The 19,432-nt window shown below is 39.6% G+C and carries 18 protein-coding genes; 11 read left to right on the top strand and 7 right to left on the bottom strand.

Going from position 1 to position 19,432, the window contains the following annotated elements; genetic code table 11:
• Window positions 1–4 precede the first annotated feature (4 nt).
• From I6E80_RS17240 to I6E80_RS17230, 3 genes are read left to right on the top strand one after another with little or no spacing between them, the layout of a single operon-like run.
• Window positions 5–712: an HAD-IA family hydrolase gene (locus I6E80_RS17240; protein WP_024598820.1), complete on the top strand. Its 708-nt coding sequence runs from the start codon at window positions 5–7 to the stop codon at window positions 710–712.
• A 28-nt stretch (window positions 713–740) separates the two neighbouring features.
• A complete protein-coding gene (locus I6E80_RS17235; RefSeq protein WP_076925565.1) occupies window positions 741–1,844 on the top strand; it encodes a retroviral-like aspartic protease family protein in 1,104 nt (367 codons plus the stop codon).
• A 21-nt stretch (window positions 1,845–1,865) separates the two neighbouring features.
• The gene (locus I6E80_RS17230) at window positions 1,866–2,222 is read left to right on the top strand and encodes a HopJ type III effector protein (RefSeq protein ID WP_182721006.1); all 357 of its coding nucleotides are present in this window, start codon (window positions 1,866–1,868) and stop codon (window positions 2,220–2,222) included.
• Window positions 2,223–2,231: 9 nt separating this feature from the next.
• Here I6E80_RS17230 and I6E80_RS17225 read toward each other — a convergent pair whose 3' ends face one another.
• Together I6E80_RS17225 and I6E80_RS17220 are read right to left on the bottom strand one after the other, a co-directional pair.
• Window positions 2,232–2,639, bottom strand: a complete 408-nt coding sequence (locus I6E80_RS17225; RefSeq protein ID WP_182721007.1) for a GNAT family N-acetyltransferase — start codon at window positions 2,637–2,639, stop codon at window positions 2,232–2,234.
• Between the two features lie 41 nt (window positions 2,640–2,680).
• Window positions 2,681–2,986, bottom strand: a complete 306-nt coding sequence (locus I6E80_RS17220; RefSeq protein WP_076925562.1) for a DUF6482 family protein — start codon at window positions 2,984–2,986, stop codon at window positions 2,681–2,683.
• A 90-nt stretch (window positions 2,987–3,076) separates the two neighbouring features.
• Here I6E80_RS17220 and I6E80_RS17215 point away from each other — a divergent pair, with 90 nt between their 5' ends.
• From I6E80_RS17215 to I6E80_RS17205, 3 genes are all read left to right on the top strand, one after another.
• Complete coding sequence (locus I6E80_RS17215) at window positions 3,077–3,790, top strand: pseudouridine synthase (RefSeq protein ID WP_197186071.1); 714 nt, start codon at window positions 3,077–3,079, stop codon at window positions 3,788–3,790.
• A gap of 93 nt (window positions 3,791–3,883) precedes the next feature.
• A complete protein-coding gene (locus I6E80_RS17210) occupies window positions 3,884–4,258 on the top strand; it encodes a BlaI/MecI/CopY family transcriptional regulator (RefSeq protein ID WP_007580531.1) in 375 nt (124 codons plus the stop codon).
• A 9-nt stretch (window positions 4,259–4,267) separates the two neighbouring features.
• Window positions 4,268–5,479 (top strand): TonB family protein, encoded by a 1,212-nt coding sequence (locus I6E80_RS17205; RefSeq protein ID WP_197186070.1) that lies wholly within the window; start codon window positions 4,268–4,270, stop codon window positions 5,477–5,479.
• A 74-nt stretch (window positions 5,480–5,553) separates the two neighbouring features.
• Here the strand turns inward: I6E80_RS17205 and I6E80_RS17200 are convergent, their stop codons facing one another.
• Window positions 5,554–5,937, bottom strand: coding sequence for an MAPEG family protein (locus tag I6E80_RS17200; RefSeq protein ID WP_024594607.1), 384 nt, complete (start codon window positions 5,935–5,937; stop codon window positions 5,554–5,556).
• A gap of 238 nt (window positions 5,938–6,175) precedes the next feature.
• Between I6E80_RS17200 and I6E80_RS17195 the strand changes: the two genes are divergently transcribed.
• A complete protein-coding gene (locus I6E80_RS17195; RefSeq protein ID WP_171972337.1) occupies window positions 6,176–7,054 on the top strand; it encodes a DMT family transporter in 879 nt (292 codons plus the stop codon).
• Window positions 7,055–7,124: 70 nt separating this feature from the next.
• Here the strand turns inward: I6E80_RS17195 and I6E80_RS17190 are convergent, their stop codons facing one another.
• The 4 genes from I6E80_RS17190 to I6E80_RS17175 all read right to left on the bottom strand — a co-directional run bounded on the left by I6E80_RS17190 (window position 7,125) and on the right by I6E80_RS17175 (window position 12,255).
• Window positions 7,125–7,442 (bottom strand): multidrug efflux SMR transporter, encoded by a 318-nt coding sequence (locus I6E80_RS17190; RefSeq protein ID WP_197186069.1) that lies wholly within the window; start codon window positions 7,440–7,442, stop codon window positions 7,125–7,127.
• Entirely contained in the window at window positions 7,442–8,974 is a 1,533-nt protein-coding gene (locus I6E80_RS17185) for a carbon-nitrogen hydrolase family protein (protein WP_076925558.1), read from the bottom strand. The genes I6E80_RS17190 and I6E80_RS17185 overlap by 1 nt, the downstream gene beginning before the upstream one ends.
• A gap of 88 nt (window positions 8,975–9,062) precedes the next feature.
• On the bottom strand, window positions 9,063–9,911 hold the full coding sequence (locus tag I6E80_RS17180; RefSeq protein WP_024598810.1) for an MBL fold metallo-hydrolase: 849 nt from the start codon (window positions 9,909–9,911) through the stop codon (window positions 9,063–9,065).
• A 58-nt stretch (window positions 9,912–9,969) separates the two neighbouring features.
• Window positions 9,970–12,255 carry a penicillin acylase family protein gene (locus I6E80_RS17175; protein ID WP_197186068.1) on the bottom strand — a complete coding sequence of 762 codons (2,286 nt, stop codon included), beginning with the start codon at window positions 12,253–12,255 and terminating at the stop codon, window positions 9,970–9,972.
• Between the two features lie 156 nt (window positions 12,256–12,411).
• Between I6E80_RS17175 and ycaO the strand changes: the two genes are divergently transcribed.
• The 4 genes from ycaO to nadE all read left to right on the top strand — a co-directional run bounded on the left by ycaO (window position 12,412) and on the right by nadE (window position 19,211).
• Window positions 12,412–14,172, top strand: a complete 1,761-nt coding sequence (ycaO, locus tag I6E80_RS17170; RefSeq protein ID WP_197186067.1) for a 30S ribosomal protein S12 methylthiotransferase accessory factor YcaO — start codon at window positions 12,412–12,414, stop codon at window positions 14,170–14,172.
• A 107-nt stretch (window positions 14,173–14,279) separates the two neighbouring features.
• Window positions 14,280–17,639: an ATP-binding protein gene (locus I6E80_RS17165; protein ID WP_197186066.1), complete on the top strand. Its 3,360-nt coding sequence runs from the start codon at window positions 14,280–14,282 to the stop codon at window positions 17,637–17,639.
• Window positions 17,640–17,682: 43 nt separating this feature from the next.
• On the top strand, window positions 17,683–18,312 hold the full coding sequence (locus I6E80_RS17160; protein ID WP_024598806.1) for a YceH family protein: 630 nt from the start codon (window positions 17,683–17,685) through the stop codon (window positions 18,310–18,312).
• 68 nt (window positions 18,313–18,380) lie between these two features.
• On the top strand, window positions 18,381–19,211 hold the full coding sequence (nadE, locus tag I6E80_RS17155; RefSeq protein WP_197186065.1) for an ammonia-dependent NAD(+) synthetase: 831 nt from the start codon (window positions 18,381–18,383) through the stop codon (window positions 19,209–19,211).
• The last annotated feature ends 221 nt before the right edge of the window (window positions 19,212–19,432 follow it).

Raw genomic sequence — 19,432 nt, 5'->3', positions numbered from 1 at the left:
TAATATGATCCGATTTAATCGTGCTATTAAGCCATTTTCTGTCATGAGCTTTGATTTAGACGACACGCTATACAGCAACCATCCTATTATAAAAGCAGCCGTTAAAGCCCAGCAAAATTATTTAAACGCAGTACCACGCTACCAAGAACAAGGTCCAAAGTACTGGCAACTATGCCGTAACGAAGCCGTATTACAATCACCAGAACTTGCCGATAACGTCACTAAATGGCGCCAACATACACTGCGTTTAGCGCTTTCCAAGTTAAATTTAAACGTCGATGATGTAGAGCTTCATGCAAATGCAGCGTATAACGCCTTTGCCGATGCACGTAGCAACATAGTGGTTAGCGATGACATACTTAACCTGCTGGATAACTTGGCAAAACATTTCACTCTTATTGCAATTACTAACGGTAACGTAGAAATTGAACGCTTTAATTTACACAATAAATTTGAGCTAGTACTGCAAGCGGGTATGCACGGTAAAGCAAAACCGCATACCACTTTATTTGATAAAGCAGCCGCACATTTAAACGTTGCTAAAAGCGATATTTTACATATTGGTGATAGCCTAGATACCGACGTGCAAGGCGCAAATAATGCTGGTTGCCAATCGGTATGGTTAAACGACCAAGGTGCTAATTATAGCTATAAAGGGCTGGCTGATATTGAAATAGCCAATATTCATGCATTAACGCACTTTATTAAATAATACCAATTGCATTAAATAAGAGGTAATAATGAGCCACTATGCCAAGCTAATCACCTTACTATTAATTGGCTCACTTAGCCTTAACGCTTATTTATTATGGCCGCAGCCCGCGTTAACTAAAGTACAAAAAACGCAAAGTACCCAGCAAAGTGTATTACCTAAACAACAAAATACGTTACTAAATACGGCAAAGCAGCAATTTAAACAACACCAATTTGAAGCCGCACTTAATAGCTATCAACAGTTAAAAAACAGCAATCCAGAAAGTGCAAAAAAACTTTATTCATCGTGGCTAGTACAGCTTAAAACATGGCTAAGTAGCAATTTATTACTCAGCGAGTCATTTCTCAATGCGCTATTAAATAACAGTCCTTATAACGTAGAATTACTTAACTTTCAGGTTGAGTATTTAATAAGTAGCGAGCAAACACAAAACGCCATTATTGCTTTATTTGAGTTGTTTCCGTTGCTATCTGCTGATCAGCAAAGCAATGCAAATACACGCTTAAATACGCTCACTCAAAACGAATTACACACATTAACTGAGCAACAAAATTGGCAAGCTATTATTGAGCAAACACAAATTTGGCTTGATTATAAAAGCGATAACGCACAGTTTTTATACCCGCTTGCGTACGCCTACTATCAGCAAGGCGATTTAATTAGCGCACAAGCAACGCTTGATCGAATGCCAAACCAGCACAATCTAAAAAGCCAAGTGCAAACACTGCAAGCGATGATCAATAAAGCACAATCGCAAGACGACTTCGTTGCTTTAACGCCTTACGGCGCACATTACTTAATAAACACCGAAATAAATAATAATCTATTGACCGAACTAATGATTGATACTGGCGCAAGCGTGACCTCGCTACCTACAAGTATAATTGAGCAAATTTCGCCACAACCTTTATATTTAGGCGATGTAACGGTAAATACAGCTAACGGTCAAATTATTGTAAAGCGTTATCAAATTGAATCGTTTAAAGTGGGCTCGCAAATTATTTATGGTTTTGAAGTGTTGAGTATTGAAAACACCCGCGGGCAAGGTTTGCTAGGAATGAACTTTCTATCGCGATTTAAATTCAATATAAATCAGCAAACAGATGAGCTAGAGTTGAGCGCTAAATAATTAAAAACCCAAAGGTAACACATGACACTAAATGACTATTTAAAAACCCTTGCAGAAAACCCAAAAAGCATTCAATTTACCGATACAATGGCGGTGATTGAAGCAAATTACGACTTTACTGCATGTGGCTTTAATAACCATGGATTACTTAGCGCTGCGAGTGAGAACAACGGATCGTGTAAAATTTTTGCGTTTGCTAAATTAAACGACTTAAGTAAACAAAATACGTTGGATTGTTTTGGTAAGTTTTACCGAGAAGACGTGCTGCAAAACCCTAAAGGGGATGATCACATGAACATTCGCACGTTTATGTTAGCACCAGAGGCAACACCTTTTTTAGGTGTTACCTTTGAAGGCGAGCCATTAAAAGAAAAATAGCCAGCAAAATTAAAGTGGCTTTTCCATAAAGTAACGCGTACCTGAGCGTGGGTAATTATTAAGTTGATACTTAACACTATAACCGCGCTTTTCATAAAAGGGTTTTGCTTGAAAATCAAGTGTATCAAGCTGAGCAGTTGTTGCACCTAATTCAATAGCAGCTTGCTCAAGTGCCGTTAGCAACTTACCTGCAAGCCCCTTACCTTGCGCACTATCGCTACACCAAAGCCAACTAACCATCAGCCAATTTCCAAACACACACCCACTAATACCGGCAACAAGCTCACCTTGCTCATCAGTAAATTTATAGCCTAATGGCACTCTTTGCGCATCAAAATGCTGGGCGTTAAATTCAACTATTTTACCACGTAGTATAGAGCTTAATACGTCGGAGTGATCTGCTTGTAATTGGTACATATTGCGCTTCTTAAAAAGCGAATGTTAGCAAACTCATACCATCAATACAGATTATTTTTACCATAAGGTACTTCAAGCATATTGCTGCCGGTTTTTTCTGGCTGACCGCACATTTCGTCATAAGCACTAGTTTGCCTTAATATCATCTGTGCATATGCTATTTTGTCAAAACGCTTTTGAACATGCAGTGGGCTTAGCGCTCTTAAAAATTCACCGCTGTCTTCTGTTACATAATATTCAACGTTATTAATCATTACCGATACTTGATAAAGCGCCATATCTAACGAGTGAACAATGACTTTTTGTAGCGGCTCATGCTTCTTTAACTGTGAAAATTTAATACCCATAATTTTTGCCTTAATTAAATTTAACAGTATCGATACGCAGCTTTGCTATAATCGCGATCAAATTTTTATTAGCCGCTGGCATCACACGTTATGAGCACAAAAATCCGACTCGCTAAATATATTGCCCATGCAGGTATTTGTTCTCGTAAACAAGCATCGCGTTTAATTGATGAAGGTGTTGTAACTGTAAATAATCGCCTAGCGAATCATATTGATCACGTTGATGAGCAAGACACTGTAATAGTTAACGGGCAAGAAATTGAAGGTGTAGCAGATTTAGTTTATTTTGCGTATCACAAGCCGGTAGGCATTGACTGCAAATTAAATATTGATGACCCTGCCAGCCTTATTCACTACTTGCCTATACTTACCCGTGTTTACCCTATTGGTCGATTAGATAAAGACTCTCGTGGTTTGCTTATTTTGACCAACGATGGGGGGTTTTGTAACCAACTAATACATCCTGACTTCCACCAGCCTAAACATTATTTAGTCACCGTAAATAAGTCTTTAGACGATGCTTTTTGTAAAAAAATGGCAGCAGGTGTACCCGTTGATAAACACATAACCCTGCCTTGTGAAGTAAATAAAATAGCCAGTAATCAGTTTAGTATTGTTTTAAAACAAGGGCTAAACAGGCAAATACGTAAAATGGCGCATTACTGCGGATACAAAGTAATTGATTTATTTAGAGCGCAATTTAGTGACCTTGTACTAGAAAGTTTAAACCTCCCTGAAGGGCAATATATCCGCATTAATAAAGCTGATATTTTAAAAGCCCACAGCGAACCTCCTGCCTATTAGGTAAAATAACACGCTAAAAAGTTAAAAAATAAACTTGCATTTATAGATTACAGGTGTAGTCTTTAATTAAAGATTACATTTGTAGGCAATAGCATGATTGAGTTATCAAAAGCAGAATTTGACGTGCTCGACGCACTTTGGATTAACTACCCCGCCACCGCGAGCCAAATAATTGAACGCTTAAGCGACGATAAGCAATGGCACGAAAAAACAATTAAAACCCTACTAGGTCGACTAGTAAAAAAAGGCGCACTTACATTTGAAAAAGAAGGTCGCCAATATATTTATATGCCGTGTATGGAGCGCGCCGACTACACCTTAAAAGAAAGCCAAAACTTTATTGAGCGTTTTTTTAGTGGACGTATTGCGCCACTTGTAAGTGGCTTTGCTAAATCGGAGCAGCTTTCTCAGCAAGATATAAACGAGCTTAAAAAAGTCATAGATGACTGGGAAAAAAACCAAAAGTAAGGGATTAACATGGTTATTCAAACTGGTTTTAATTGGTTAATTGAGCAGCAATTACTATTAAGTATTTTGTTTTGTGGATTTATTTTACTCGAGCGATTTGGTTTAAAAGCCCTTGGCTCACGGTTTGTATATAAATTAGCATGGCTATTACCTGCAGCATTGGTTATTGCTAATTTACCAAATGCGGTTAAACCACTGCAAAGTAGCAACATTAGCCATTATTTAATCACCCCTAACCAGCCCTTTATACATGGAATGGGTATTAGCTGGGCGCTCATGTATGTACTTATTACTGCAGGGTTATTAATAGCTAGCTTTATTACACATACCCGTTTTGTTAAAAATCTGCAGTTAACTGAGTTAACTCAATTTGAAGGTACTCTTACCACTGGTGTTAAAACCTACACCAGTCAACATGTAGCCACGCCAATGGTGGTCGGTATTTTAAACAGCAAGCTGGTGTTACCGAGTAACTATAATACTCAGTTTGATCAAGCCACATTAGCACTTATTTTAGAGCACGAAAAAGTACACATTAAACGCAAAGACAACTTAACAAACGCACTTATATTACTGCCTACTATTTTACTTTGGTTTAACCCACTAGCTTGGTTTTGTTACGCAAGTATGCGCCGACTACAAGAGCTGACTTGTGATGAACGGGTACTTAGCAATAAAACCACACAACAACATATTTTATATAGCAAAGCCTTAATAAACTGCGCGGCGAATGCGCCCACAGGGCTTATGGCTTATTCACACTACGGAGATAAAAAAACCATGTTACAACGACTAACTAATATAAAACACAGCGGGGAGCGTTCAAAGTTTGCTAAAGGTGGCTTATTACTTGTAGCCGCAAGCATGCTAAGCGGCTTAGCAATTGCAAAGCAACCAGAAGTAAATAAAACGCAAGAGGAACATATTTCACCAACAATACGCATTGAACCTGCTTACCCAATACAAGCAGCTCAACAAGGGATCAGCGGCTCTGTTGTATTAAAATACGATATTGCAGCAAACGGTAAAACAAAAAACATTAGTGTTATTCAATCTAAACCTAAAGATGTTTTTGATAAATCAGCGAAAGAGGCACTAGCAAAATGGAAATATAAAGCATCTGATTCAGGTTTTGAAGATGTACTTGTACAACTAGATTTTGCGATTAATAGTGAAGTGGCACCTACCGATTTAATTGAGCGAATTAAAGTATCGCATTAACGCCACCGGGTTGTTCAAGACTACAAAGCAAGCGCCCTTTTAGGCTGCTTGCTTTGTGGTTTTACGCTATAAAGTTATAAACTCACCACAATCATGGCAATCGCCGTACCCAAACCAATAAACCACACTAATGAGCGAATTATATCTAGGTTCATATAGTAAAATACGCAATACAAAATACGCGACACAATATGCGTAACCGCTAACATTTCGGTCACTGCACCTACAGAGTTAGTGCCGAGTACAACTGCAATAGCGACAGCAAAAACAGCAAGCGATTCAAAACAATTTTGATGAGCAGCGAGCGCCCGTGCACCAAAGCCGGTTAATTTTATTTGTTGCGCCCTTGGGTGTTTATTGTCGTATCGACCTAATTTTGCCATTGCTATAGCAACCGGCACTTTTGCAAAGTAAGGCATTAATACCGCAAGTAATGCACATACAACTAATGTTGTCATAATTTATCCTTTTAATGTTTCGGATAATTTAGCATAAGCGCAATAAAAAAGCCGCCAGATACGTTTATGACAAACTCTGGCGGCTAACAATAACATCAGACCTACTATAGCTAAATTTATCCTCAAGCCCGTGCGACATAATGTCGCAGATGATGAATATTCAACATCACGGTTAATGCATCGCTTTACTTCACAAAGCTTGTTAACTTTACTGCCTTACATTTTAACGATGACAATCATGACCTGGATATTTTTCACTTTTTTAGCCGCTTTCATGCAAGCATGGCGTAATGCCCTGCAAAGTAAATTAAGTAACGATGTGAGTGTTGCTGGCGTAACCCTCTCCCGCTTTATTATTGCAGGCCCTATTGCTGCCGTGTATTTATATGGTTTGTATCAATATCAAGATACCACCATGCCTACATTTAATAATGCCTTTTGGGGATTTATTGTAGGCGCAAGTGTTATGCAAATACTTGCTACCGGTTTAATGGTTAAGTTGTTTAAAATGAATAATTACGCTGTAGGTGCTGGTCTTGCCAAAAGCGAGGCGTTAGTGGCCGCTATTTTAGGTGTGTTATTTTTTGGCTCGGCACTTTCTCTGCTCGGTTGGCTTGGTGTATTTTTTGGCGCTATTGCCGTATTGCTGCTCAGTGGCATAACAAGCGTTAAACACTTTAATGCTAAAACAGCATTACTAGGCCTTGCTTGTGGTACTTGCTTTGCACTTACCTCACTGTGGGTACGAGAAGCGAGTTTAAATTCAGGGTTACTATTCCCACATTCTGCCGCTTGGGTTTTACTGTTTGTAATCAGCCTACAAACGCTAATACTACTTGGCTATTTATTATTAAAAGAGCCGCAAACACTCAGTAAACTGTGGCAATACAAAGGCACTACAGCCGCAATTAGTGTTTTTAGTTGTGTCGGCTCTATTGGTTGGTTTAGTGCAATGAGCTTACAACATGTTGCTTACGTTAAAACACTTGGACAGGTTGAAGTATTTTTTACCATGCTAATTGCCGTACTTTGGTTAAAACAGCCACTTAAAAAACAAGATACTGCAGGCTTAATACTCATTGCTATTGCCGCTATTTTGGTAATGTTACCGTATTAATGGCAGCATATAACAGCGCAGGCTTTTACACCTGCGCTGTTATAATTTTTTATAGTTTTAATAACTGATTCTAAGAGCTGATTTTTAGCATTATCACACCGCTAATAATCATTAATACTCCCGCGATACGGCCAAACGTAGCGGCATCGTTATAAAACAATATACCCACTAAGAACGTACCTGCAGCGCCAATACCTGTCCATACGGCGTATGAGGTGCCCATTGATATTTGCTTTTGGGCGAGCCACAACATAAAACCACTAGCAACTAAAAATGCCACCGCTATTGCGATACCCTGCCAGCGAGTATCTGGATTTTGTGAAACTTTTAAACCTATCGGCCAGCCAATTTCAAGTAAACCGGCAATAACCAAATAAATCCACGCCATTAAACATCTCTCTTTTTCAATATAACTTCATATAAATCTTCGCGGCGGTCTTTTAAGTTACGCACTGTGCCTTCGCTGTGAAGAATTTTTAACTTATCCATATCAAGGTCACTAAATAACAGCATTTCTGTATTAGGTGTGGCTTCGTTAAGTGTTGCATCGTGCGGGAACGAAAAATCAGAAGGCGTTAACACTGCCGATTGTGAGTACTGGACATCAAGGCTTTCTACTTGTGGTAAATTACCTACCGAGCCTGCAATAACTACATAACATTCGTTTTCTATTGCACGTGCTTGTGCACAATGGCGAACACGTAAGTAGCTATTTTTAGTGTCTGTCCAAAATGGGACGAACAAAATATCTAACCCTTGTTTGGCCAATATGCGTGATAATTCAGGGAACTCAACGTCATAACAAATTTGAATACCTACACGCCCTGCATCGGTTTCAAATACAGCAATTTTATCGCCGCCCTGAATAACCCAATCGTTTTGCTCATGCGGGGTAATATGTATTTTACGTTGCTCGTCTATTTTACCACTGCGGTGGCATAAATAACTCACGTTATAAATTTTATCATCTTCGGCAAGTGGCATAGAGCCAGTAATTATATTGGCGTTGTATTCTATTGCCATACGCGACATCGCGTTTTTAAACGTTTCGGTATATTCGGCTAAATAACGAATCGCTTCAGTTTGGTTGCTTTGATTTCCTAAACCCATTAATGGCGCGTTAAAAAATTCAGGAAATAGTATAAAGTCACTTTTGTAGTCAGATACGGTATCTACAAAGTATTCAACCTGCTTTAGCATTTCTTCAACCGATTCAACACAACGCATTTGCCATTGCACAGCACCTACACGCACGATTGATTTAGTTGACTCAAGCACTGTGTCGGTTGGTTCATACATAATGTTATTCCACTCAAGTAAAGTGGCGTAACCAACTGACTCTTGATCCTCTGGTAAGTACTTTTTAAGTAAACGCTTTACCTGAAAATCGTTAGATAACTGAAAACTTAAAATAGGATCGTACAACTCTCTCTGATCTACTTTTGCAATATATTCCATTGGCGTCATTTCACTACTGTGATTAAAATAACGTGGAATACGCCCACCCGCTAAAATAGCGCGTAGGTTATATTGGCGGCACAGTTCTTTACGGGCATCATAAAGGCGACGACCTAAGCGCATGCCTCTGTGAGTTTCGCTAATAGCAACATCTAAGCCGTATAGCGCATCGCCGTCGGTATCGCTAAATACACGGTCGTGGCCATCTGCAATATCTTCGTATGTATGCGGGTTTGAAAAGCGTGTGTAATCAACTTGCACGCTCAGCGCTAAGCCCACCAGCACGCCGTCATCTACAATCCCTATTTGCCCTTCAGGAAATTGGTCTATTAATCTAAAAATGGTATGACTTGGCCACGCACCACCTAAGTCGGGATACGCTTGATCCATCAAGGTTTTAATTTGCGGATATTGCTCTCTGGTTAAGTTACAAATTTCAAGATGGGTTTTTTCTGCCGACATACACAACTCCTTTAGGCATAAGAAAATAAAAGCCGAATGCACTTTAAAATACATTCAGCTTTGTATCATGTTTTTTACTTTAGATGTACTACTTTAAGCTGCGGTAAAAGAGTGTGGTTACTTTCTCTTTTGGTAACCAGCCAGCGTATTCAAGACCAAGTTCTGCCAATGGATCGGCTTTAAGTACTTGCTCTAAGCTTGCATTATTTTGCATTGCTTTTAGCATCACATCTTTCGCGCTTTGAACTAACTTACCATACGCTATTAGTCCTGAACGGTCACTTACCTTACCGTGTCCTGGTATTACTTTAGTGTTGTCGTCAATTTGTTTAACTACATCGTCTACTGCCGCTAAAATACCATTAACGCTACCGCCGCTATCTACATCAACAAACGGTAAGCTACCAAAATTAAAGTAAATGTCGCCCATGTGTACTATGTTGTCGTTACTGAAAAAGATAACTGAATCGCCATCGGTATGTGCATGCTCATAATGCACCACATGGGCGTGTTCGTTATTAAAATGCAGTTTTAAATCGTGACCAAAACTAATGCGCGGTAAAAAGTCTGACCCTTCCCCATGCTGCTCTTCTAAACGTTTATGTACATTGTCGTGTGCTATAACGTGCGCACCCGCTTTAGCAAAATTTTCGTTGCCGCCGGTGTGATCGCCATGATGATGCGTATTAATAACAAACTCTGCACTGCCTGGTTTTAAATCGCTAATCGTTTTTTTAATATCATCTGATAACTTGGCAAACTGATCATCAATAATATAAATGCCATCATCGCCTACACTTGCTGCAATATTACCGCCTTGCCCAAATAGTACGTATACATGGTCACTTAATTTTTGTGCTGTTACTGGGCCTTCATCGGCTTGCGCTGTAGTGCTTAGTAATAAACCTGTTATTAATGCGGGTAGTATTTTTTTCATTTTAGTTCTCTGTTGTTTTATTAGTGATTATATAGAACGTGTTTAGCTATACTTTAGTTCATCGCGTAGGCTCTATTACTATTTGATGTATTAATTCTTGAGGTAATAAAGGCGTATGTTTGCCCTCTACATAGTCACTAAAACCCGCTCTATAAAATTCAGATAACGGATGCCCCGATTGCCCTCCCGGAATAGCTAAAATTGCACGCTCTAAATGACCTGGTTGAGCAATAAAGCGCTGCGATGCGCCAAAACTACGCCCTTGTACGGCGGGCATGTAACTATCGCCAAAACCTTGTGCTGTAGGCATATTTAAAAACTTAGCAAGTAAGGGAATTTGCTTTGCAAACGGATGCTCTATTACTAGCTCGTTTACCTTGCCCCACTGCCAACTTTGTACGTTATTACCAAATTGCTCGGTAAGCTTAGTAACAGTTTGGCTAAATGCACCGAGTAATTGCGCATCCCAACTTTTAAATTGTGGGTTTAACCATGTGTCGGGTTTGTTGTTAATAAGCTGCCAAACTGCGGGCTCTAAACCTCGTTTTACGTATTTTAGTGTTCCTTGCTGTTTATTTAATTGGCTTTCAATATTACTAAATAAAATATTAATCACTTCATCGCGGTAGCGCTTAACTAAGGTATACCCTATGGAGGTTGAACATGCACATTGCTGCCAATTTTCGAGCGCGGTTATATATTGCTGATTTTTAGTTTGCTCGGTGTTTAATTGCTTTAATAACAGAGCATGCCAAGGCATTAAAAAGCGAGCTTGGTTATCGAGCTGTAGTGCGTAAAAGTCGCTCTCTGCAAATGTTTGTTTTTCAAATAATCTATCGCGAATTTGACTCGAACGTGCACCGAGTGCATAGCCACCATTACCAAAACGGGTATTATCTTCAGCCGACACCACGCGAGAATTACCAGTCCATAATCGACCGCTTTGTGGGTTTTTAACAAACGGGCGTTGTAACTCGCTTTGCTGCCAAAGCGCTGAGTAGTCATCGGCATTTACGCCAAGCTCACTTGGCGTTTTACGCGCTGGTATACCGCCCATATGCTTCCACGCTGCGCTACCTTGGCTGTCGACCACCATTAGATTTTGCACCGGTATTCCCACATCGCTTGCGACAGCAAGTGCATCATCTACTGTTTTGGCTTGCTCTAATTTTAATAACTGCATATTAACGGCATAAGGCTGGTGTGCCGCCCAGCTAAGTGCATAAGGTTTTTCGTTAATGTATTTTACAGGTCCGTATTCGCTGAGTATTAATGAGTAGTTTTCGACCTCCCCATCGGGTAATGCAATTGGCTCATCAACTTGCCATGTTTTACTGTTATCGTTTAATGCAATCCAATCGGCTGTATCTAAATAGCCGTTAGTAAACCCCCATGCAATATTATTGTTAGTGCCCACTACAATAGCAGGCGCTCCGGGCAGCGATACACCGGTTACCTGAGTTTGCTCACCACTGTGCATGTAATTTAATTGTGCCCTGTACCAAATTACAGGTACTGCCATCGATAAATGCATATCATCCGACACCATACCAGCACCTGTTTTAGTAAGCGTTCCCGTAACAGCCCAGTTATTACTGCCGCGCTCTTGGTTGGCTTCAATACTTTTAACTGTATGCTGTGTTTGAGTTGGCAAAGTAGGTATGCCGCCACTATAAGGCGCTAATTTACTGCCATCAAGTGCGGCTTGGTACTTACTCGGTTGCGTTAAAAAATCAACCATTTGCTTACCATACGCTTGCTCAATTTGAATAAGTGCTTGGTCGCGCTCAAATGTGGCGCTTTGTAAATCAAGGTACATGCTAAATATCACAAGTAGGCTATCTTCGCTTTGCCATGGCTTTTGTGCTGCACCGGTTAGTAAATATTCAAAGCTTGAATACCCTACTTGCGCTAAGCCTTCGTTTACACCTTGAGCGTAACTTTTAAGTAATTGCTTATCGGCATCAGGCAGCGTTTGTAAAATAATTTGGCTGCGTTTACGTAATTGATGAAAACTCATTTCCTTATCGAGCCCCAACGCGGCTTCGCCAAATAATTCACTTAGCTCGCCTGCGGCATTACGTCTTAGTAAATCCATTTGAAAAAATCGGTCTTGCCCATGCGCATAACCTAAACCATAGGCTGCATCGTTTCGGCTATTTGCATTTATCACTGCTTGCCCTAGTGCATCGCGCGAAATTTTTACAGGATCTACTACCGCGTTACTACGTCCGTTTCCATCAAGGGCAGGTAAACTTAAACTAAGTACACCATAAACAACGGCGGTACTTGCCAGCCCTAAAATCACAATTAATAATAACAAGCGTTTGATTACTTTAAACATCAACCTTTCCTTTGCACGTTTTGACCAAGCGTTAAGGGCATATAATAACCATAGTTTTATTAAATAATAATGTTCTTGCTCGCAAAGGGTGAAATAAACATCAAAATCCACGATAATGTCAGCTCCACACATCGTGCAGAACTAGTTGAGATCAATATGACTGAAAAAACATTTATCAAAGGTAAAGACCGCGACCTAGAATCGTCAATCTCTACCATGCAAAACAAGCTTGAAGCCCTACACATTAATGTTGAAGAAGCGCTTTGGCTTAACCCTGTAGCTAACTGTTATTCGGTTCATATAAAAGACAGTGACTGCGGTGTTATGTTTACCAATGGTAAAGGCGCAACCGACAAAGCATCTATTGCCTCAGCACTCGGTGAATACTTTGAGCGTTTAAGCTGTAACTACTTTTTTGCAGACTTTTATCTAGGTGAAGAATTTGCCAATGGCGAGTTTACTCATTACCCAACCGAAAAATGGTTTAAAGTTGAAGGCGACGAAGTACCACAAGGAATTATGGATGAAAGCTTATGGGATTACTTTGACCCAGAGCGCGAACTTAACGCATCACATCTCTTTGATTTTAACTCAGGCAATATTGATCGTGGCATTTGTACCCTGCCCTACACTCGCCAACGCGATAACCAAGACGTATACATTCCGGTAAACGTTATCGGTAATATTTTTGTATCTAACGGTATGAGCGCAGGTAACACGAAGTTTGAAGCTCGCGTACAAGGTTTATCAGAAGTATTTGAACGCGCTATTAAAAACCGCATCATCGCCGAAGGCATTTGTTTACCAATCGTGCCTGAAGACGTTGTTAAACAATATCCTAAAATTCACGAAGCGTGTGAAGAGCTTCGCAGCCATGGCTTTCATTTACGTATTGCCGATGCATCACTTGGGGGGATTTACCCAGTAATGAGCGTAACGCTTATTAACCCAACTGATGGCTCTGTATTTGCTTCTTTTGGTGCTCACCCATCATTTGAAGTTGCACTTGAGCGTACAGTTACAGAGTTACTACAAGGTCGTCGTTTAGATCAACTAGATGTATTCCAACCTGCAACATTTGATAACGATGAAGTAGCAACACCAGAGAACATTGAACTGCACTTTATTGATTCAAGCGGTTTGATTTCGCATGATTTCTTCCGTGCAAAACCTGACTTTGAATTTGTACACTGGGACTTTAGCGGCACAACAGAGCAAGAGTATAACTTCTGTACTGACCTGATTCACAGCATGGATCACGATATATACATCATGGATTACACGCACCTAAACGTATACGCATGTCGTATTTTAGTACCAGGCATGTCAGATATTTATCCAGTTGATGAGCTTATTTGGCGCAACAACAACGAAGGCGCAAAATTTCGCGAAGCATTCCTATCGCTTGATCAGTACGATGCAGAGCAATGGATGGAAATTTACGACAGCCTAGAAGAAGCAGGTCATAGCGATATTATCCGCGCCGCAGAATTTATTGGTTTAGCAACCGATGCCGACACACCATGGCACACACTGCGTATAGGTGAACTTAAAGCGCACCTATGTTTAGCCGCAGGCAGCGAAGAAGCCATTGATTGGGTTGACTGGATACTTCATACGGGCCAAGTAAACGAAGATGCAATGCGTCATTTTCGCTGTTTAAAAGCTATTTTAGAAATAAAATATGATGACGAGCGCCAATACGCTGATTACCAAGATGCGTTAGGCTTAATGTTTGGCGCTAATAACGTAACGCTCGCTATTGAAATTGCCGAAGGTGAAAAACAATTTAACGGTTTAACTTTCCCTGGTTTATCGCTTGAAGGCTTTAAAAAGCATGCGGCACTACTTGATGGTTACCGCAAGCTACATGTAGCAAAGCAAAATAATTGGGCGCGTGAAGTTAGCGATAGCTAAACTACTAATTATAAAAATAAAACGGCGCATTTGTTAATGCGCCGTTTTCATTTATGTCATAAATTAGCTATAGTTAATTTGCCTAAATTAACGCCACGATGTAGCTAATGCCACCGTCTACTAATAACAAAACAAATGTTCATAACTTTAAGCTGACCTTTTGGTTATCGCTTACGCTAACTGTACTAGTTGGTGTCGTTCTTGATCGTATTAACTATAATCGTGTAAAAGATGCACATAGGTTACAAATACTCTCTGAAGTAAGTACCTATCGTGCTCAATTAGAATCTATTTTAGTTTCTAATATCCAACTAGTTCGAGGCTTAGGGGTTGCCGTCGCAGCACAGCCTAATTTAAAGCAAAAACAATTTGAACAAATTGCTCAACCGCTATTTAAAACCTCAAATGAGCTTCGTAATATTGGTGGCGCTCCCGATATGGTAATTCGCATGACTTACCCCTTAAAAGGTAATGAAAAAGCACTCGGTTTAAACTTCTTAGAAGAAAAAAACCAACGCGCTGATGCAATTAGAGCCCGCGATACAAATACCATAGTTATGGCTGGTCCATTAAAATTAATTCAAGGTGACATTGCACTTATTGCCCGAGTTCCTGTTTACGTACCTCCAGAGAATCGCTTTTGGGGATTACTCTCAGTTGTTCTTAATATTGATAAAGTCTACAAAAATTCGGGTATTTATGAGCTCGAAAAAGAGTATAACGTCGCTTTACAAGGCAGACATGGGCTAGGCAAAAAAGGGGAGTTTTTTTATGGTGATCAAAATATAACAGATCAAGACCCCCTTGAGTTTACATTAAGCTTTCAAGGTGGGAATTGGCAACTTTATGTTGCACCTAAAATAGGTTGGAGCCCTCCAAACTCAGCTGTATGGCCACTTCGGTTATCGATTATTATTATTTGCGGGTTATTAATTTGGGCCTTTTTATTCTTTTTAAAAATGCTTAATCGTCAGCAACAAAATGAAAAAATGCTTGAAGCAATGAGTGATCTAGCCCAAATAGGCGCATGGTCATTTAACTTAGAAACTAAACAAGTGTATTGGTCTGATATGACCAAAAAACTATTTAAACACCCATTAAATAACCAACCAGAATGGCCTAAAGATTTAAATTACTTTAAAAAAGGCACCAGCAGAGAAACAATTCAGCCTTTAATTGAGCGAGCCATAAAGTATGGTGAAAGCTACGAAGTTGAATTAGAAGTAATGGATAAAGAAGGCGAATCTGTTTGGGTACTCGTACATGGTGAAGCAGAACGAAAAAATGGACGATGCACACGTATTTTTGGCTCACTACAGAATATTGATACCCGTAAAAAAATTGAATTAGAAAACAATAAAACCGCATTACATAACGAAATTTTAGCTTCTCTCACCGTTAATAAATTAATATTAAATGGCCAACTTAGCCAATCGAAAGATATTATCACTAAGGCAATCTGCCAAGCATTCGATATTAAACGTGCCAGTATTTGGTTTTTTAATGAAGACAAGTCTCAACTAAGTCCCTTTGCTATACATAGCAAACATTCGCCCAGTGACAAAATTGACTCTATTTGGCTAAGAAAAAACAATCCCGGCTTTTTTAATGCAATAGATCATCAAGCAGTGTTTAATGCACCCGATGCACTAGAGCACCCAATACTTGCACCAATTAAAGAGCAGTATTTAATGCCACTCGAGATTAAATCAATGCTGTGCGTAATCATTCCAGCAGGAAGTGGTGCCATAGGGGTCGTTTCTGCAGAGCAGTGCCAATCTATGCGCTACTGGTCTAAAAATGAAGAAAGCTTTTTAATTGCCGTTGCTGCGTTAATAGGCAGCTTGCACTCCAGCCAGCAACGAATTGAAACCGAACAAAAACTGGTTGCCGCCAAAGAAACTGCTGAACAAGCGGTTGAAGCTAAAAGTGAATTTTTAGCAAGTATGAGCCACGAAATTCGCACCCCCATGAATGGGGTTTTAGGTATGCTTAATATAATTAAGCAAACTCAATTAGATCTGCAGCAAAAGCATCATATCGAACTTGCTCAGTCATCAGCTCAATCTCTACTTAATATAATTAACGACATATTAGACTTTTCTAAAATTGAAGCCGGTAAACTCGATATTGAAAACGTGCAATTTAATCTGCCACGGTTATTAGGAGAAGTGGTTGAGTCATTTGCTTTAAAAGTAGAGCAAAACAATACAAAACTTATTTTAGATGCCACTCAAATTACAGTTAGCGAAATAATTAGTGACCCTAACCGTTTACGCCAAATTTTGAATAACTTAATTGGCAACGCCGTTAAATTTACTATTGATGGCGAAGTCGTTATTACTGCCAAAGTGGATGAAACAACTGATGGCTCATTCCTACAATGTTCGATTATTGATACTGGCATTGGTATTGACCCTAAAAAACAAGCGTCGCTATTTGATTCGTTTACACAAGCAGATACCTCAACTACACGCCAGTTTGGAGGTACAGGGCTTGGCCTTGCCATAGTAAAACAACTGTGTGAGCTAATGAACGGTGAAGTAAGCGTAAACAGTATGCAAGGTGAAGGAAGTACATTTTCTTTCACAATACAAATACAGCCTCGCTTAAGCAAAGAACAAGATTTACCGAGTCATTTAATTAAAAACAAACATATTTTAATTATTGATGAGTGCTCGTTAAATGCAAATACAGCCAGCAAACAACTCACGGTATGGGGTGCAAAGGTCAATTGCTTACGTGACTATCTCGTGGTTGATGATTATTTAAATAATGTAACCACCCACCCTGAAGCTATTTTAGTTGATTACTACTTTTTTGAAAAAGCGCCGCAAACGCATATAACTGCGCTTAAAAACTTTATAAATATGCATAGTTGCAAGTTAGTTCTTATGGCGCCAATGAGTTATTCACCTGAGGAGTCTAAAGTAGGTATGGAAGTCGACTGTATGATTTTCAAACCACTCACACCTTCTGATTTGTTTGACTCACTCACGAACGATAAATACATTGAACAACAGCAGCAACAAGCACAGCTGCAAAACAAGCTAACTAAAGCACCGGTACTCGATTCATCAGAGCCACAACTACTACTCGTTGAAGACAATAAAATAAACCAAGTAGTTGCCTCGGCTCTATTAAAGCAAGCAGGTGTGATTTTTGATATTGCTGAAAATGGGCTTGAGGCAATTGTAAAACTCAATGCAAAACAAGGTAAGCCATATAAGCTAGTTTTAATGGATTGCCAAATGCCCGAAATGGATGGCTACCAAGCCACTAAAGCCATTAGAGAAGGCGATGCGGGTAAGGGTAATGAAAATATTACTATTATTGCACTTACAGCCAATGCCATGCAGGGCGATAAAGAAAAATGCCTAGCCGCAGGCATGAACGACTATTTAAGTAAGCCGCTCGATTTAGCTGCCCTAAAACCTAAACTCCAGCAATGGCTTGGTATCCAATAAAGGTGTAAGCTAATAAAATACGCTTACTAATTTGAGATTATTTATGCAGTTATCAGCAAATCAACAACGTATTCTTGGTTGCTTACTAGAAAAACAAAGCACAACGCCCGAGCATTATCCGCTATCGTTAAACGCTCTAGTGAACGCATGTAACCAAAAGTCTAATCGCGACCCTGTGTTAAATCTTACAGATAGTGACGTGCAAAACGCACTTGATGAACTAATAGACATGCGTTTGGTAACTATAGATGAAGGGCTTTCTGGTCGCGTAAATAAATACGACCACCGCTTTTGCAACACTGAGTTTAGTAATCTGCAATTTTCTGCTCAGCAACGTGCCATTGTTTGTTTGTTACTTTTACGCGGCGCCCAAACCCCTGGTGAATTAAGAACCCGCAGCGCTAGGCTTGCTGATTTTAATAACGTAAATGAAGTAGAAACAGCACTCAATAAACTGATTGAAAGCGAGTATACGCGTAAATTAGAGCGAGAAGCTGGTAAACGCGACAGCCGATACATTCATTTATTTGGCGAACAACGAAATAATCCCGCAGATGCCTTTGTTGCTCTACCAAGCGAAGTAATTAAAGACAAAGAGTTGAGTGATTTACTTGCAGAAGTAGAAGAATTAAAAGTAGAGCTTCGCAGAATAAAAGCTCATTTAAAACTTTAATTAATTAAAACTAAATCACATAATAAGTTTATTGCGTATCACATATTAAATTTTATAAGGAGCTGGCAATGCGCGCCGAAATTATGGCTGAAATGAAGGTTCAGTCAACGATTGATGTAAATGCTGAGATAACTCGTCGAGTTGCTTTTATTAAAGCACGTTTAGTAGCTGCTCACTCACGATCGTTAATACTGGGTATTAGTGGTGGTGTTGACTCATCAACTTGCGGTCGCTTATGTCAACTTGCCGTAAACGAACTAAATAAAGAGCAAAACACAAACAAGTATCAGTTTATTGCTGTGCGCCTACCTTACGGCATACAAGCCGATGAAGACGAAGCGCAACTAGCTGTTGATTTCATTCAACCAAGTAAACGTATAACCGTAAACGTACAACCTGCTGCTGATGCACTGCATGAGCAAGCGATAGCTGCCGTAGTTGGCTGTGGTGAAGCACTGCCTGAGCAAGCGCAAGTAGACTTTATTAAAGGTAATGTTAAAGCGCGCCAACGTATGGTTGCTCAATACGAAATAGCCGGTTTTTGCCAAGGTTTAGTAGTAGGTACCGATCATAGTGCTGAAAACATTACTGGTTTTTATACTAAATTTGGTGACGGCGCGTGCGATTTAGCTCCGCTATTTGGTTTATCAAAACGCCAAGTGCGTGCACTTGCTACTGCGCTCGGTGCTCCAGCTTTATTAGTAGATAAAGCACCTACAGCTGATTTAGAAAGTGACCGCCCAGGCTTAACAGATGAAGAAGCACTTGGTTTGAGCTATGAGCAAATTGATGACTTTTTAGAAGGTAAATCTGTTTCTAAAGATGTTGAACAAAAGCTTGTAAGTATTTACACGCGTACACAACATAAGCGCCAACCTATTCCAACAATTTACGATTAATGTTTAGTAAAAGAGAAAAGCAATTAACCCTTTGAGGATTAATTGCTTTTTTGATCGACAGACTAATAAACTGCGTATATTTTAATAAATTAACGCTTTGAATTTTATAATACCTATTGCGTTAAATTAGTGATCTATTATGGCCCTAAGAAAATAGCGATAGATCGATCTTGTTTTAATAATATTGGTATAAGTTACCCGCCAAAGAGAACACTGCCTTA

The sequence above is a fragment of the Pseudoalteromonas sp. NSLLW218 genome (genome assembly GCF_015864775.1).
GTDB lineage: Bacteria > Pseudomonadota > Gammaproteobacteria > Enterobacterales > Alteromonadaceae > Pseudoalteromonas.
The sequence above is the reverse complement of the archived record's forward strand: the minus strand, read 5'-3'. Positions and strand labels throughout refer to the sequence as shown.